Genomic DNA, 15,391 nt, shown 5'->3' on the forward strand with positions numbered 1-15,391 from the left:
TCGACGGGCGGAATGGCGGGACGGGCTGGGAGATGCGTCAGGGCCACCTCCGCGGAGGTGGCCCTGGGGTGCAGCCGATCTGGTGTCCGAGGGGGGACTTGAACCCCCACGCCCTAATACGGGCACTAGCACCTCAAGCTAGCGCGTCTGCCAATTCCGCCACCCGGACGAGTGCGCGAGGAACTCTAGCAAAGGGATTCGGGATCACCCGCATCGGCATCGGCCCCGTCCGGGGAGGGGGCGGATGGCATGCTGAGGACATGTCCGACGCCCCCGCAGAACGTGCCTCCGGGACCCCTCCCGAGCCGGCGGGGGACCCCGCCGCGGAGGTCGTGGAGATCTGTCGCGACCTGCTGCGCATCGACACCAGCAACTACGGCGACGGCTCCGGCCCGGGCGAGCGCAAGGCCGCCGAGCACGTCGCCGCGCTGCTCGACGAGGTGGGCCTCGAGCCCGAGGTGATCGAGACCGGGCCCGGTCGCGCGAACGTGCTCGCCCGCTGGGGCGGCACCGAGGGCGACGGCCTGCTGCTGCACGGCCACCTCGACGTGGTGCCCGCCGCGGCGGAGGACTGGCGGGTCGACCCGTTCTCCGGCGAGCTGGTCGACGGCTACCTGTGGGGCCGCGGCGCGGTGGACATGAAGGACTTCGACGCGATGCTGCTCTCGGTGGTCCGCGAGCGGCAGCGCACCGGCCGGGTGCCGACCCGGCCGATCGTGCTCTGCTTCACCGCCGACGAGGAGGCCGGCGGCCACCACGGCGCGGAGGTGCTGGTGAACGAGCACCGCGACTGGTTCGACGGGGTCACCGACGCGGTCGGCGAGGTGGGCGGCTTCAGCGCCACCGTCCGCGGCCGCCGGGTCTACCTGATCGAGGCCGCCGAGAAGGGCATGGCCTGGATGAAGCTGACCGCCCGCGGCCGCGCCGGCCACGGTTCGATGGTCAACTCCGACAACGCCGTCACCCGGCTGACCGCCGCGGTGGCCCGGATCGGCGCCCACGAGTGGCCGGTCCGGCTGACCCCGGCCATGGAGGTGCTGCTCGCGACCGTCGCCGACCTCGCCGGCACCGAGGCGACGCCCGAGAACGCCCGCGACCTGGTGGAGGAGTTCGGCGGCGCGACCCGGATGATCGGCGCGGTCATCAGCAACACCACCAACCCGACGATGCTGGGCGCCGGCTACAAGGTGAACGTCATCCCCACCGAGGCCACCGCGCACGTCGACGGCCGGTTCCTGCCCGGCTACGAGGACGAGTTCTTCGCCACCCTGGCCGAGCTGTGCGGCGACGACGTCGAGATCGAGTACGTCAGCAACCAGCAGCCGTGGGAGACGCCGTACGAGGGGTCCCTGGTCGACGCGATGACCCGCAGCATCCTGGCCGAGGACCCCGAGGCCATCGTGGCGCCGTACCTGATGAGCGGCGGGACCGACGCCAAGCACTTCCGCAAGCTCGGCATGGGCTCGTTCGGCTTCGCCCCGCTCCGGCTGCCCGCCGACCTCGACTTCACCGCGCTCTTCCACGGCGTCGACGAGCGGGTGCCGGTGGACGCGCTGGAGTTCGGTGCCCGGGTGTTCGACCGGTTCCTCGACGGGGTCTGAGGGTCGTTGGGTGTGCGGTTTGGTCACCAACCGCACTCCGCGGGCCGCTGGCGCTGCGGTTTGTGACCAAACCGCACACCCGCGTGCGGGTCACGTCCGCGCCACCGTCTGACTCGCACCCGGGACACTCGGACCGGGGGGCCGCGGTCTGGTCACCAACCGCACTCCCGGGCAGCTCTGCGTCGCGGTTTGTGACCAAACCGCATCCCACCGAGGCCCTTCAGGCGGTGCGGACCGCCCGGATGATCTTGCGCCGCAGGATCACCCGACGGGTGCCGTCGGGGCCGATCCGCACCCGGTCGAGCTCCCAGCCGCCGTGCTCGGCGCGCTCGACGAGCAGCTTGGTGACGACGTTGCGGGGGAACTCCCGGGAGAACGTCACCTTGTCGAACTCCCACTCCACCCCACGACCGAGTGGACGGACCACGGCGCGCGAGGGCACCCGCGACATCAACCCACCTCCGACACGTCGTCAAGGGCCGCGCGGATCTCCGCGGGCAGCTCGAGCTTCTCCGTGGCCAGCGCCGCGGTCAGCTGCGCGGTGGTGCGGGCGCCGACGATCGGGGCGGTGACGCCCGGCCGGTCGCGCACCCAGGTGAGCGCCACCTGCAGCGGCGTCCAGCCGAGGCCGTCGGCGGCCCGGACGACCGCCTCGACCACGGCGGCCGACCGGTCGTCGAGGTACTGCTCCACCATCGCCGACGTCTCGGAGGCGCCGCGGGAGTCCGACGGGGTGCCGGTGCGGTACTTGCCGGTGAGCACGCCCCGCGCCAGCGGCGAGTACGGCAGCACGCCGAGGCCCAGGGCCCGGGCCGCGGGCAGCACCTCAGCCTCGAGGTCGCGGTTGAGCAGGGAGTACTCCATCTGGGTCGAGGCCAGCGGCGTGCGGCCGGCGCCGGCCCGCTGCCAGGTCGCCGCCTGCGCGGTCTGCCAGCCGACGTAGTTGGAGATGCCGACGTAGCGCACCCGGCCGGAGGACACCGCGACGTCGAACGCCGACAGCGTCTCCTCCAGCGGCGTCCGGTCGTCCCACACGTGCTGCTGCCACAGGTCGACGTGGTCGACCCCGAGCCGCTTCAGCGACTGGTCGAGGCTGGCCAGCAGGTAGCCGCGCGAGCCGTCGTAGACCCGCTGCCCCCGGCGTACGCCGAACCCGGCCTTGGTCGCCACCACGACGTCGTCACGCGACACCACGTGGCCGAGGAACGAGCCGAGCATCGTCTCCGAGGCGCCGCCGCCGTAGACGTGGGCGGTGTCGAGCAGGCTCCCGCCGGCGTCGACGAACGCGCGCAGCTGGTCGCGTGCCTCGTGCTCGTCGGTGGCAGTGCCCCAGCCCATCAGCCCGAGCGCCAGGCGCGAGACCTGGAGCCCGGTGCGACCCAGGGAGCGGTGCTGCATGGCGAAACCGTAGCCGCCGCGCCGCGACCCCTCCCGGGCGGCTCGCCGGACGTTCGTAGACTGCGACCCCGTGTGGGACCTCCTCCAGGCCGTCGTGCTCGGCACGATCCAGGGACTGACCGAGTTCCTCCCGATCTCCAGCAGCGCCCACCTGCGGATCTTCCCCGAGCTGTTCGGGTGGGGGGACCCCGGCGCGGCGTTCACCGCGGTGATCCAGATCGGGACCGAGCTGGCCGTCCTCATCTACTTCCGCCACGACATCTGGCGGATCGCGTCGACCTGGCTGCGCTCGCTGGTGCGCCCGGAGTACCGCGGCCACCTGGACGCCCGGATGGGCTGGTTCATCATCATCGGCTCGCTGCCCATCGTGGTCCTGGGCATCCTGCTCAAGGACGTCATCGAGGACGACTTCCGCAGCCTGTGGATCATCGGCACCACGCTGATCGTGCTCGGCCTGGTGCTCGGCCTCGCCGACCGCGTCGGCGGCACCTCCAAGACCCTCAAGCACCTCTCGGTGCGCGACGCGGTGCTGATGGGCCTGGCCCAGGCGTGCGCGATCGTGCCCGGCGTCTCGCGCAGCGGGGCGACGCTGTCGATGGGCCGGTTCCTCGGCTACGAGCGCGAGACGGCGACCCGCTACGCCTTCCTCCTGGCGATCCCCGCCGTGGTCGGCGCCGGGCTCTTCGAGCTCAAGGAGATCCCGCACGGCGACAACACCTACGGCTGGGGTCCGACGATCGTGGCGACCGTCGTGTCGTTCGTGGTCGGGTACGCCGCGATCGCCTGGCTGCTCCGCTACGTCACCACGCGCTCGTACGCGCCGTTCGTCGTCTACCGGGTGCTGCTCGGCGCGGCGGTGCTGGTGCTGGTCGGCACGGGGGTGCTCGCGGCCTGAGGGGTGCGGTTTGGTCACCAACCGCACGCCTCGGGTCGCGCGGGATGCGGTTTGTGACCAAACCGCACACCCCGGAGCCGCTCAGAGCCACCCGGAGCGCTTGAACCACACCAGCAGCCCGGCCGACGTGGCGACCATCAGCACCAAGGCCATCGGGTAGCCGAACACCCAGTGCAGCTCGGGCATGTGGGTGAAGTTCATGCCGTAGACGCCGGCGATCAGGGTGGGCGCGGCGACCAGGCCGACGCCGGCTGAGATCTTGCGCATGTCGTCGTTCTGCTGCACCGAGATCCGCGCGACGTGCGCCTCGAACGCCGAGGAGAGCAGGGCGTCGAGGGTCTCCACCGCCTCGGCCACCCGGGTGACGTGGTCGAGCACGTCGCGGAAGAACGGCGCCGCGTCGGGTGGGACGTGCTGGGCGCCGCCGGAGGCGAAGCGCCGCATCGGCTCGCGCAGCGGCATCACCGCGCGGCGCACCTCGGCGATCTCGCGCTTGAGGGTGTAGATCCGGACGGCGTCGTCGGTGCGGGCGGGGGAGAACACCGAGGCCTCGACCTCGTCGACGTCGACCTGGAGGTCCTCCATCACCTCGCCGTAGCCGTCGACGACGGTGTCGCAGACCGCGTAGACCACCGCGGCGGGGCCGTGGCCGAGGAGCGCGTGCTCGGACTCGAGGCGGCTGCGCGCGGACTGCAGCTGCGACCCCTCGCCGTGGCGCACCGTGATGACGAAGTCCGCACCGGCGAACAGGTTGATCTCGCCGGTCTCGACCGCGTCCTCGGCGTCGACGTACCAGAGCGTCTTGAGCACCAGGAAGATGCTGTCGCCGTAGCGCTCCAGCTTGGGTCGCTGGTGCGCCTTGACCGCGTCCTCGACCGCCAGCGGGTGGAGGCCGAACGCGGCGGCGACCTCGTCGAGCTCGACCCGGGTCGGCCGGTGCAGCCCCACCCAGACGAAGTCGCCGTCCTCGGTCGCGGCCGCGCGGAGCCGGGCGTAGTCGTCGGGCTGGCAGGCGACCTCGACCCGGTCCCCGTGGCGGTACACGGCGCTGTCGACGATCACGCACCGAGGCTAGCCCCGGCGGTTTCCGGCGGGCCCTAGGCTCGCGGCATGGCAACGGTGATCCTCGTGCGTCACGGACGCACGACCGCCAACGCGTCCGGCACCCTGGCCGGTCGGCTCCCCGGTGTCCGGCTCGACGAGGTCGGGGCGGGGCAGGCGGCCCGCACGGGCGAGCGGCTCGCGGTCGTGCCGCTGGTGCGGGTGGTGACCAGCCCGCTGGAGCGCTGCAAGCAGACCGCCAAGGCGCTGCTCGCCGCCCAGCCCGGCGACCCGGCGACCGCCACGGAGCGCGCGATCACCGAGTGCGACTACGGCGAGTGGCAGGGCCGCTCGCTGCGCGAGCTCGCCAAGGAGAAGCTCTGGCGCACCGTGCAGGCCCAGCCCTCGGCGGTGACCTTCCCGGGCGGTGAGTCGATGGGGCAGATGCAGCACCGCGCGGTCTCCGCCGTACGCCGCATCGACGCCGAGGTCGAGGACGAGCACGGCCCCGGCGCGGTCTGGGCGGCGGTGAGCCACGGCGACGTCATCAAGTCGGTGCTGGCCGACGCCCTGGGCATGCACCTCGACGCGTTCCAGCGGATCCAGGTCGACCCCGCGTCGGTCTCGATCATCCGCTACACCGAGGCCCGGCCCTACGTGCTGGCCAGCAACACCTCGGCCGGCGACCTGTCCTGGCTGGCGGCCAAGCCCACCGCCCGTCGGGGACGACGCGCCGCAGGCACGAGCCGGGCCGCGGACGCAGCGGTAGGCGGCGGCGCCGGGCCGGGTACGCCGTGACCACCCCGTCTCCTAGGCTGGCGACATGCCCCCGCTGATCCACCGGTTCGACCCCCCGGAGCGCTTCGTCACCGGCACGGTCGGCCCTCCCGGTGGACGCACGTTCTTCCTCCAGGCGCGCACCGGCACCCGGCTCGTCAGCGTCTCGCTGGAGAAGCAGCAGGTCGCCGCGCTGGCGGAGCGGATCGACCAGCTGCTCGACGAGGTGATGGCCGGCGGCGCGACCGAGGGCGTGGTGCCGGCGGTGGCCCCGCTCGCGCTCGAGGACTCCGCGCCGCTGGACCAGCCGATCGAGGAGGAGTTCCGCGCGGGCACGATGACGCTGTCGTGGGACCCCGACGACGATCGGGTGGTGATCGAGGTCTTCCCGTTCACCGAGGCGGCCGTCGTCTCACCGGACCAGCTCGACGAGGACCTCGAGGAGCCCGAGCCCGACGAGGTGTTCCTGGTACGGCTGCCCGCCGGCACGGCGCGGGCGTTCGTCAAGCGCGCCGAGCGGGTGCTCGAGGCCGGCCGGCCCAGCTGCCCCTTCTGCGGCAACCCCATCGATCCCGACGGTCACCTGTGCGTGCGGGCCAACGGCTTCCGGCGTCGAGACCCCTGACATGACCGCCGAGCCCGAGGGCCACGAGGTCGACCTCCTCGCGGACGAGCTGGTCGTCGAGGGCCGGATCATGCCGGCCAGCAACGCCACCTACTACGGCACCGTCGGCGGTCTCCCGGTCGTCTACAAGCCGGTCGCGGGGGAGCGGCCGCTGTGGGACTTCCCCTCCGGCACCCTCGCCGACCGCGAGGTCGCGGCGTACCTGCTCTCGGAGGCCACCGGCTGGGACGTCGTCCCGCACACCTGGCTGCGCGACGGTCCCGAGGGTCGCGGCATGGTGCAGCTGTGGCAGGAGGTCGACGCCGAGCAGGAGGCGATCACGATCGTCGGCCTGGGGGAGACCCCGGCCGGCTACCGCCACGTGTTCGACGGCGTCGACGGTCGCGACCTCCCGGTCTCGCTGGTGCACGAGGACTCCGCCGCGCTGCGGCGGATGGCCGTCTTCGACGTGCTGGCCAACAACGCCGACCGGAAGGGCGGCCACGTGCTGCCGATGGCGGACGGGCACCGCTACGGCGTCGACCACGGCCTGACCTTCCACGCCGAGCACAAGCTGCGCACGGTGCTGTGGGGCTGGCTCGGTGAGCCGCTGCCGGCCGAGGACCTCGAGGTCGTCGAGCGGGTACGGACCCTGGCCCGCGGACCGCTCGGCGACGCCCTGTCGGCGCACCTGGCCGACGAGGAGCTCGAGGCCCTGCTCGGTCGTTGCCGGCGGCTGGCCGAGCGGGCGGTGATGCCCGCCCCCCGCGGGGAGATGCCGGCGATCCCGTGGCCGCCGTTCTGACCTCGGACCACTAGGCTCGACCCATGCGCGCCTGGCCTGCCCCCGACGTACCGACCCTGTCCGTCACCGGCCCGCAGGTCTCCCTCCACGACACCGCGACCGGCAGCCGGGTGACGCCCGTGCCCGAGGGCGCCGCCCGGCTCTACGTCTGCGGCATCACCCCCTACGACGCCACCCACCTGGGTCACGCCGCGACCTACGTCGGCTTCGACCTGCTCAACCGCGCGTGGCGCAACGCCGGCCACGAGGTCGTGTACGTGCAGAACGTCACCGACGTCGACGACCCGCTGCTGGAGCGGGCCGCCAAGGTCAACATCGACTGGGTCGAGCTGGCCGAGCGCGAGACCCAGCTGTTCCGCGACGACATGACCGCGCTGCGCGTGCTCCCGCCCGCGCACTACGTCGGGGCGGTCGAGTCGATCCCGCTGGTGATCGACCTGGTGCAGCGGCTGCAGGCCGCCGGCAGCGTCTACAGGGTCGAGGACGACCTCTACTTCTCGGTCACGGCCGATCCCGCGTTCGGGCAGGAGTCCGGCCTCGACCGGGCCGCCATGCTCGAGATCTTCCCCGAGCGCGGCGGCGACCCCGACCGGCCGGGCAAGAAGGACCCCCTCGACTGCGTGGTGTGGCGCGGCGAGCGCGAGGGCGAGCCCGCCTGGGACTCGCCGTTCGGCCGCGGCCGGCCGGGCTGGCACGTCGAGTGCACCGCGATCGCCCAGGAGCACCTCGGCGCGGCGTTCGACGTGCAGGCCGGCGGCAGCGACCTCGTCTTCCCCCATCACGAGATGTGCGCCGGCCACGCCCAGGTCGCGGACCCGTCGGCGCCGTTCGCGAAGACCTACGTGCACGCCGGGATGGTCGGCTACGACGGCGCGAAGATGTCGAAGTCGCGCGGCAACCTGGTCTTCGTCTCGGCGCTGCGCAACAGCGACGTCGACCCGATGGCGATCCGGATGGTGCTGCTGCGCCACCACTACCGCACCGACTGGGAGTGGCTCGACGGCGAGCTGTGGGAGGCCGTCGACACCCTCGAGCAGTGGCGCCGCGCGCTCTCCCTGGGCGCCGGTGCGCCGTCGGGGCCCGTCGTGGCCGAGGTGCTGGCCGCCCTGGCCGACGACCTCGACGCCCCGCGGGCGCTCCGGGCGGTCGATGCCTGGGTGGCGGCCACCCTCGGCACCGACGGCCTGGCCGACACCTCCGACCCCGACGCCGCCCTCGCGGTGCACGCGGTGCTCGACGCCGCGCTCGGGCTCGACCTCTGAGGCGGCCCGGCGCGGTTTGTGACCAAACCGCACCCGGCCAGGGCTCAGGTCCGCGGTTTGTGACCAAACCGCACCCCGCCAGGGCTCGGGTCGGCGGTTTGTGACCAAACCGCACCCGGCCAGGGCTCAGGTCCGCGGATTGTGACCAAACCGCACCCCGCAGGGCTCAGGTCCGCGGTTTGTGACCAAACCGCACCCGGCCAGGGCTCAGGTCCGCGGATTGTGACCAAACCGCGCCCCGCGCGCGTCAGCCGTCGTCGTCGCGCCGCTTGAGGTACCGCTCGAACTCGCGGGCGATGGCCTCCCCGGACGCCTCCGGCAGGTCGGTGGTGTCGCGGGTCTCCTCGAGCGACCGGACGTACTCGGCGACGTCCTCGTCCTCCTCGGCGAGCTCGTCGACGCCGCGCTCCCAGGCCTGGGCGTCCTCGGGCAGGTCGCCGAGCGGGATGCTGGTCTCGAGCAGCTCCTCGAGCTGGCCCACCAGCGCGAGCGTCGCCTTCGGGCACGGCGGCTGGGCGACGTAGTGCGGCACCGCGGCCCAGTACGACAGCGCCGGGATGTCGAGGCGCACGCACGCGTCCTGGAGCACGCCGACGATCCCGGTGGGGCCCTCGTACGTCGACTGCTCGAGCTTGAGGCGGTCGACGAGGTCGGGCTCCGTGGCGGTGCCGGTGACCGGGATCGGGCGGGTGTGGGGGGTGTCGGCGAGCAGCGCGCCCAGGGTGACGACCAGCGTGGTGCCCAGGTCGTCGCAGGCCGCGAGGATCTCGGCGCAGAACTGGCGCCACTTCATGTTCGGCTCGATGCCGCGCACCAGGATCACGTCGCGGTCGAGGTCGGGGGGCGAGCAGACCAGGATCCTGGTGCCAGGCCAGCTCACGCGGCGGTGGCCGTGCTCGTCGGTGCCGACCACGGGGCGGTTGACCTGGAAGTCGTAGAAGTCGTCGGGGTCGATGGCCCCGACCACGCGCGCACCCCACACCCGGGCGAGGTGGTCGACGGCCGAGCTCGCGGAGTCCGCGGCGTCGTTCCAGCCCTCGAAGGCGGCGATGACGACGGGCTGCACCAGGCCGGGCATCTCCTCGATCTCGATCACGATGAAATCCTAGTCTGCGCACCTCACCGACCGGCGCGGGGATTTAGAGGAACCCGCCCGGCGGTGCCACGATTCGGGAATCCTGTCCGCACCGTGGACGCTGCTTCCTAGGCTGGACCCAGCACCCGCGAGGTGTGGCCCCCCGAGAGGAGTACGCGTGACTGAGCAGGCACGCCGCGAGCAGCACCTGAGGCCGGACGCCACGGCCGCCCTCACCAGCGCCCTCGAGGAGCGGATCCTCGTCATCGACGGGGCCATGGGCACCGCGATCCAGCGCGACCGGCCCTCCGAGGAGGGCTACCGCGGTGAGCGGTTCGCCGACTGGCCCAGCGACCTGCAGGGCAACAACGACCTGCTGACGCTGACGCAGCCCGACATCATCGCCGGCATCCACCGCGAGTACCTCGAGGCCGGCGCCGACATCATCGAGACCAACACCTTCAACGCCAACGCGATCTCGCTCGCCGACTACGGCATGGAGGAGCTCGCCTACGAGCTCAACTACGAGGCCACCCGCCTCGCCCGCCGGGCCGTCGACCAGGTCGCCACGCCCGAGCGGCCCCGCTACGTCGCCGGCGCGCTCGGCCCCACCACCCGCACCGCCTCGATCTCGCCCGACGTCAACGACCCCGGCGCGCGCAACGTCAGCTACGACGACCTTGTCGCGGCGTACTCGGAGTCCACCCGCGGCCTCCTCGACGGCGGCTCCGACCTGATCTTCATCGAGACCATCTTCGACACCCTCAACGCCAAGGCGGCGATCTTCGCCGTCGAGACGGTGTTCGAGGAGTACGGCCGCCGCTGGCCGGTGATCATCTCCGGCACCATCACCGACGCCTCCGGGCGCACCCTGTCGGGCCAGGTCACCGAGGCGTTCTGGACCTCGGTGCGCCACGCCCGGCCGATCGCCGTGGGCCTCAACTGCGCCCTGGGCGCCAAGGAGATGCGCCCCTACATCGCCGAGATGGCCCGGCTGGCCGACTCCTACGTGTCGTGCTACCCCAACGCCGGCCTGCCCAACGCCTTCGGCGAGTACGACGAGGCGCCCGAGGAGACCGCCGCGATCATCGCGGAGTTCGCCGACGCGGGCTTCGTCAACCTCGTCGGCGGCTGCTGCGGCACCACGCCCGCCCACATCGCCAGCATCGCCAAGGCGGTCGAGGGCAAGCCCCGCCGACAGCCGGCGACGGTCGAGCCCGCCATGCGTCTCTCCGGGCTCGAGCCGTTCACGATCACCGACGACAGCCTCTTCGTGAACGTCGGCGAGCGCACCAACATCACCGGCTCCGCGAGGTTCCGCAACCTGATCAAGGACGGCGACTACGACACCGCCCTCTCGGTGGCCGCGCAGCAGGTCGAGAACGGCGCGCAGGTCATCGACATCAACATGGACGAGGGCATGATCGACGGCGTCGCGGCCATGGACCGCTTCACCAAGCTGGTCGCCAGCGAGCCCGACATCAGCCGGGTGCCCGTGATGGTCGACTCCTCCAAGTGGGAGGTCATCGAGGCCGGGCTCAAGAACGTCCAGGGCAAGGCGATCGTCAACTCCATCTCCCTCAAGGAGGGCGAGGAGAAGTTCCGCGAGCAGGCCACGCTGTGCAAGAAGTACGGCGCCGCCGCGGTCGTCATGGCCTTCGACGAGGACGGCCAGGCCGACAACCTCGAGCGCCGCAAGGTGATCTGCGAGCGCGCCTACCGGATCCTGGTCGACGAGGTCGGGTTCCCGGCCGAGGACATCATCTTCGACCCCAACGTGTTCGCCGTCGCCACCGGCATCGAGGAGCACGCGACGTACGGCCTGGACTTCATCGAGGCCACCCGCTGGATCAAGCAGAACCTGCCCGGGGCCAAGGTCTCGGGCGGCATCTCCAACGTCAGCTTCTCGTTCCGCGGCAACAACCCCGTGCGCGAGGCCATCCACGCGGTCTTCCTGTACCACGCGATCGACGCCGGCCTCGACATGGGCATCGTCAACGCCGGCGCCCTGGTCGTCTACGACCAGGTCGAGCCCGAGCTTCGCGAGCGGATCGAGGACGTCATCCTCAACCGCCGACCCGACGCCGCCGAGCGGCTGCTCGAGGTCGCCGAGGCCCACAACAAGAAGGGCGAGGCGGTCGAGGCCACCGAGGAGGAGTGGCGCTCGCTGCCGGTGGGGGAGCGGATCACCCACGCCCTGGTGAAGGGCATCGACGCGCACGTCGAGGCCGACACCGAGGAGCTCCGCCAGGAGATCGCCGCGCGCGGCGGCCGCCCGATCGAGGTGATCGAGGGCCCGCTGATGGACGGCATGAACGTGGTCGGCGACCTGTTCGGCGCCGGAAAGATGTTCCTGCCCCAGGTCGTGAAGTCGGCGCGGGTGATGAAGAAGGCCGTCGCCTACCTCATCCCGTTCATCGAGCAGGAGAAGGTCGACAACCCGGCGCTGGCCACCGCCAAGGACACCAACGGCACCATCGTGATGGCCACGGTCAAGGGCGACGTGCACGACATCGGCAAGAACATCGTCGGGGTGGTGCTGCAGTGTAACAACTTCGAGGTCATCGACCTCGGCGTGATGGTCCCGGCGCAGAAGATCCTCGACACCGCCACCGAGGTGGGCGCCGACATCATCGGCCTCTCCGGGCTGATCACCCCCTCGCTCGACGAGATGGTGAACCTGGCCACCGAGATGCAGCGCCAGGGCCTCGAGATCCCGCTGCTGATCGGCGGCGCCACGACCTCGCGCGCCCACACCGCGGTCAAGGTCGACCCCAAGTACGCCGGCCCGGTGGTCTGGGTCAAGGACGCCTCGCGCTCGGTGCCCACGGCGGCGGCGTTGCTCCACGACACCCGTCGCGACACGCTGCTCGCCGAGGTCAAGGAGGACTACGACGCGCTGCGCGCCCGGCACGCCTCCAAGAGCGAGCGGAAGCTCCTCGACTACGACGCCGCCCGGGCCAACGCGACGCCGATCGACTGGTCGTCGTACCAGCCGCCCGCGCCGCGGCAGACCGGCATCCACGTGCTCGAGGACTACGACATCGCCGAGCTGCGCGACTACATCGACTGGCAGCCGTTCTTCAACGCCTGGGAGATGAAGGGCAAGTTCCCCGACATCCTCAACAGCCCCACCACGGGCGAGGCCGCGCGCAAGCTCTACGACGACGCCCAGACCATGCTCGACAAGCTGATCGCCGACAAGTGGCTGCGGGCGCGCGGCGTCTACGGCTTCCTGCCTGCCGCGGCCGACGGCGACGACACCATCGTCTACGCGGACGAGACGCGCACCACCGAGCTCACCCGCCTGCACCACCTGCGCCAGCAGGGCGAGCACCGCGACGGCGTGCCCAACCGCTCCCTGGCCGACTACGTCGCTCCAGCAGCCACCGGGCTGCCCGACCACGTGGGCGGTTTCGCGGTCACGGCCGGCATCGGCCTGCCCGAGCGGGTCCAGGCGTTCCGCGACGAGCTCGACGACTACAGCGCGATCCTGCTGGAGTCGCTGGCCGACCGGCTGGCCGAGGCGTTCGCCGAGCGGCTGCACCAGCGGGTGCGCACCGAGTTCTGGGGCCACGTGCCCGAGGAGCAGCTGAGCAACGAGGACCTGATCGCCGAGAAGTACACCGGCATCCGGCCCGCGCCGGGCTACCCGGCGTGCCCCGACCACACCGAGAAGCTCACCCTGTGGGACCTCCTCGACGTCGAGGCGGCCACCGGCATCGAGCTCACCGAGTCGATGGCCATGTGGCCGGGTGCGTCGGTCTCGGGCTGGTACTTCAGCCACCCGCAGGCGCAGTACTTCGTGGTGGGCCGGCTGGGCCGCGACCAGGTGATCGACTACGCCGAGCGCAAGGGCTGGACCCTCGCCGAGGCCGAGCGCTGGCTCTCGCCCAACCTGGGCTACGACCCGGAGGACTGATGCCGCTGCCCGCCGCCGTCCTATGGGACATGGACGGCACGCTGGTCGACACCGAGCCGTACTGGATCGCGACCGAGTTCGCGATGGCCGAGAGGTACGGCGGCACCTGGAGCGAGGCCGACGCCCTCCACCTCGTGGGCAACGACCTGCTGTCCTCGGGCCGCTACATCCGCGATCGGATGGGGCTCTCGCTCGAGCCGGAGGCGATCGTCGAGGAGCTGCTCGACGGGGTCGTGGCCCGGGTGCAGGAGTCGGTGCCGTGGCGGCCCGGCGCCCGCGAGCTGCTGACCGGTCTCCACGACGCCGGCGTGCGGTGCGCGCTGGTGACGATGTCGTACGAGCGCTTCGTCGCCCCGATCCTGGCCCACCTCCCGGCCGAGGCCTTCCGGGTGATCGTGACCGGCGACCGCGTCGAGTTCGGCAAGCCGCACCCCGAGCCCTACCTCACCGCTGCGGCGTCGCTGGGGGTCGACCCCGCCGACTGCGTCGCGATCGAGGACTCCAACACCGGCGCCAAGTCCGCCGAGGCCGCCGGCTGCACGGTGCTGGTCGTCGAGAGTCACGTGCCCGTCCTCGACGGCCCGCGCCGGATCTTCCGGGACAGCCTCGCCGACGTCTCCGTCGACGACCTGGGTGGACTGGCCGCCGAGCTGGGTTGAGGGGTGCGGTTTGGTCACAAACCGCGTCCTGCGGCGCTCCGAGCGCGCGGTTTGTGACCAAACCGCGTGCCTTGTCGCGAACGGCCGCGTCGGCGCGCCTCCGACAGCCCGGTACGCCGCCTTTCGGGTCAGGGGCGGCGGTGTGGTCACAGACCGCACACCTGAGCCGCGCTGAGGCACGGTTTGTGACCAAACGGCGGCCTCCTCAGGCCGGCGGAGTCGCCTCGGACCCGACGACGGCGCCACCCTCGGCCACCGCGTCCCGCGACGGGAGCGGCGGGGGAGTGCCTCCCCAGGCGGGACAGATCGCCTGGTGGGGGCAGAACCGGCAGGCGGGGCCGCGGTTGGGCAGCCACTCACCGGAGTCGTGGGCCTCCCGGATCGCCGCCCAGATCGCCTCGACCTTCCGCTCGGTCGCGCGCAGGTCGTCCTCGTCCGGCTCGTAGCGCAGCACCTCGCCGCTGCCGAGGTAGACCAGCTGCAGCACCCGCGGCACCACGCCCCGGGTGCGCCAGAGCACGAGCGCGTAGAACCTCATCTGGAACAGCGCCCCGGCTTCGAACCCCTCGCCCGGCGCCCGCCCGGTCTTGTAGTCCACCACCCGCACGGAACCGTCCGGGGCGACGTCGAGGCGGTCGACGATGCCGCGCAGCAGCAGCCGCGACCCGAGCAGCGCCTCGACGTACACCTCGCGCTCCGCGGGCTCGAGGCGACGCGGGTCCTCCAGGTCGAAGTACGCCGCAACCACCTCGTGGCACGACGCCCACCACTCCTCCCGGTCGAGGTCGGGGCCGAACATCTCCTCCATACTCGGCTCCTCGGCCACCACGGCGTCCCACGCGGTCGGAAGCAGCGACCGGGCGGTCTCGGGGGTGCGGTCCGCGGCCGGCACGTCGTAGAGGTCCTCGAGGACCTTGTGCACCAGGGTGCCGCGGACGGCGTCGGGGGAGTACGGCTCGGGGAGCCGGTCGACCGAGCGGAACCGGTAGTGCAGCGCGCAGCGCGTGAAGTCCATCGCGCGGCTGGGCGACAGCGCACCCAGGACCTCCACGCCGTCGACGGGTGTCCCGACCCGGGTCGGGTCAAGCGGCACGACCGGGTCGACCTCGAACGCCGCGACGTCCTGCTCGGCCACCATGTCCGCACCCTAGACGCGGCCGGCGACGGTCCCCCCGCGCGGCCCGTCCGCATTCGCCGACGCCCCGCGAGGGCCGGGCCCGGCCGGTCCGGGGCTCGACCGCGGCTAGACCGCGACTCGACCGCGACTCGACCGCGACTCGACCGCGACTCGACCGCGACTCGACCGGGGGCACCGGGCCGTCGCCGCGACCGCGGCCCGGGCGGGGGACGTC

General features: G+C 72.2%; 13 protein-coding genes and 1 tRNA gene. 8 read left to right on the forward strand and 6 right to left on the reverse strand.

Features of this window, described 5'->3' with window-relative positions:
• Window positions 1-80 precede the first annotated feature (80 nt).
• Window positions 81-169: transfer RNA gene (locus JT721_RS07200), tRNA-Leu, on the reverse strand.
• 91 nt (window positions 170-260) lie between these two features.
• On the opposite strand from JT721_RS07200, the gene JT721_RS07205 reads away from it, so the two are divergent.
• Window positions 261-1,601 (forward strand): M20/M25/M40 family metallo-hydrolase, encoded by a 1,341-nt coding sequence (locus tag JT721_RS07205; protein ID WP_205472277.1) that lies wholly within the window; start codon window positions 261-263, stop codon window positions 1,599-1,601.
• A 220-nt stretch (window positions 1,602-1,821) separates the two neighbouring features.
• Here JT721_RS07205 and JT721_RS07210 read toward each other — a convergent pair whose 3' ends face one another.
• Together JT721_RS07210 and JT721_RS07215 are read right to left on the reverse strand one after the other, a co-directional pair.
• Entirely contained in the window at window positions 1,822-2,004 is a 183-nt protein-coding gene (locus tag JT721_RS07210) for a DUF5703 family protein (protein WP_205472278.1), read from the reverse strand.
• A gap of 47 nt (window positions 2,005-2,051) precedes the next feature.
• Window positions 2,052-2,999 carry an aldo/keto reductase gene (locus JT721_RS07215; RefSeq protein WP_205472279.1) on the reverse strand — a complete coding sequence of 316 codons (948 nt, stop codon included), beginning with the start codon at window positions 2,997-2,999 and terminating at the stop codon, window positions 2,052-2,054.
• Between the two features lie 70 nt (window positions 3,000-3,069).
• On the opposite strand from JT721_RS07215, the gene JT721_RS07220 reads away from it, so the two are divergent.
• Window positions 3,070-3,894, forward strand: coding sequence for an undecaprenyl-diphosphate phosphatase (locus tag JT721_RS07220; protein WP_205472280.1), 825 nt, complete (start codon window positions 3,070-3,072; stop codon window positions 3,892-3,894).
• 81 nt (window positions 3,895-3,975) lie between these two features.
• On the opposite strand, the gene corA is transcribed toward JT721_RS07220, so the two are convergent.
• Window positions 3,976-4,956, reverse strand: coding sequence for a magnesium/cobalt transporter CorA (corA, locus tag JT721_RS07225; RefSeq protein WP_205472281.1), 981 nt, complete (start codon window positions 4,954-4,956; stop codon window positions 3,976-3,978).
• Window positions 4,957-5,004: 48 nt separating this feature from the next.
• On the opposite strand from corA, the gene JT721_RS07230 reads away from it, so the two are divergent.
• The 4 genes from JT721_RS07230 to mshC are packed head-to-tail and all read left to right on the forward strand — an operon-like array spanning window position 5,005 to window position 8,383.
• Entirely contained in the window at window positions 5,005-5,733 is a 729-nt protein-coding gene (locus JT721_RS07230) for a histidine phosphatase family protein (protein ID WP_205472282.1), read from the forward strand.
• A 25-nt stretch (window positions 5,734-5,758) separates the two neighbouring features.
• Complete coding sequence (locus JT721_RS07235; RefSeq protein ID WP_205472283.1) at window positions 5,759-6,337, forward strand: DUF3090 domain-containing protein; 579 nt, start codon at window positions 5,759-5,761, stop codon at window positions 6,335-6,337.
• A gap of 1 nt (window position 6,338) precedes the next feature.
• Window positions 6,339-7,121: an SCO1664 family protein gene (locus JT721_RS07240; protein ID WP_205472284.1), complete on the forward strand. Its 783-nt coding sequence runs from the start codon at window positions 6,339-6,341 to the stop codon at window positions 7,119-7,121.
• Window positions 7,122-7,144: 23 nt separating this feature from the next.
• Window positions 7,145-8,383 carry a cysteine--1-D-myo-inosityl 2-amino-2-deoxy-alpha-D-glucopyranoside ligase gene (mshC, locus tag JT721_RS07245; RefSeq protein ID WP_205472285.1) on the forward strand — a complete coding sequence of 413 codons (1,239 nt, stop codon included), beginning with the start codon at window positions 7,145-7,147 and terminating at the stop codon, window positions 8,381-8,383.
• A 247-nt stretch (window positions 8,384-8,630) separates the two neighbouring features.
• Here mshC and JT721_RS07250 read toward each other — a convergent pair whose 3' ends face one another.
• On the reverse strand, window positions 8,631-9,479 hold the full coding sequence (locus tag JT721_RS07250; protein WP_205472286.1) for a PAC2 family protein: 849 nt from the start codon (window positions 9,477-9,479) through the stop codon (window positions 8,631-8,633).
• Window positions 9,480-9,636: 157 nt separating this feature from the next.
• Between JT721_RS07250 and metH the strand changes: the two genes are divergently transcribed.
• Together metH and JT721_RS07260 are read left to right on the forward strand one after the other, a co-directional pair.
• Entirely contained in the window at window positions 9,637-13,380 is a 3,744-nt protein-coding gene (metH, locus tag JT721_RS07255) for a methionine synthase (protein ID WP_307827935.1), read from the forward strand.
• On the forward strand, window positions 13,380-14,039 hold the full coding sequence (locus JT721_RS07260; RefSeq protein ID WP_240340306.1) for an HAD family phosphatase: 660 nt from the start codon (window positions 13,380-13,382) through the stop codon (window positions 14,037-14,039). Before metH ends, JT721_RS07260 begins: the two co-directional genes overlap by 1 nt.
• 205 nt (window positions 14,040-14,244) lie before the next feature.
• Here JT721_RS07260 and JT721_RS07265 read toward each other — a convergent pair whose 3' ends face one another.
• A complete protein-coding gene (locus JT721_RS07265; RefSeq protein ID WP_205472287.1) occupies window positions 14,245-15,177 on the reverse strand; it encodes a PD-(D/E)XK nuclease family protein in 933 nt (310 codons plus the stop codon).
• Window positions 15,178-15,391: the final 214 nt, after the last annotated feature.

This window comes from Nocardioides sp. SYSU D00038, assembly GCF_016924665.1.
Taxonomy (GTDB): domain Bacteria; phylum Actinomycetota; class Actinomycetes; order Propionibacteriales; family Nocardioidaceae; genus Nocardioides.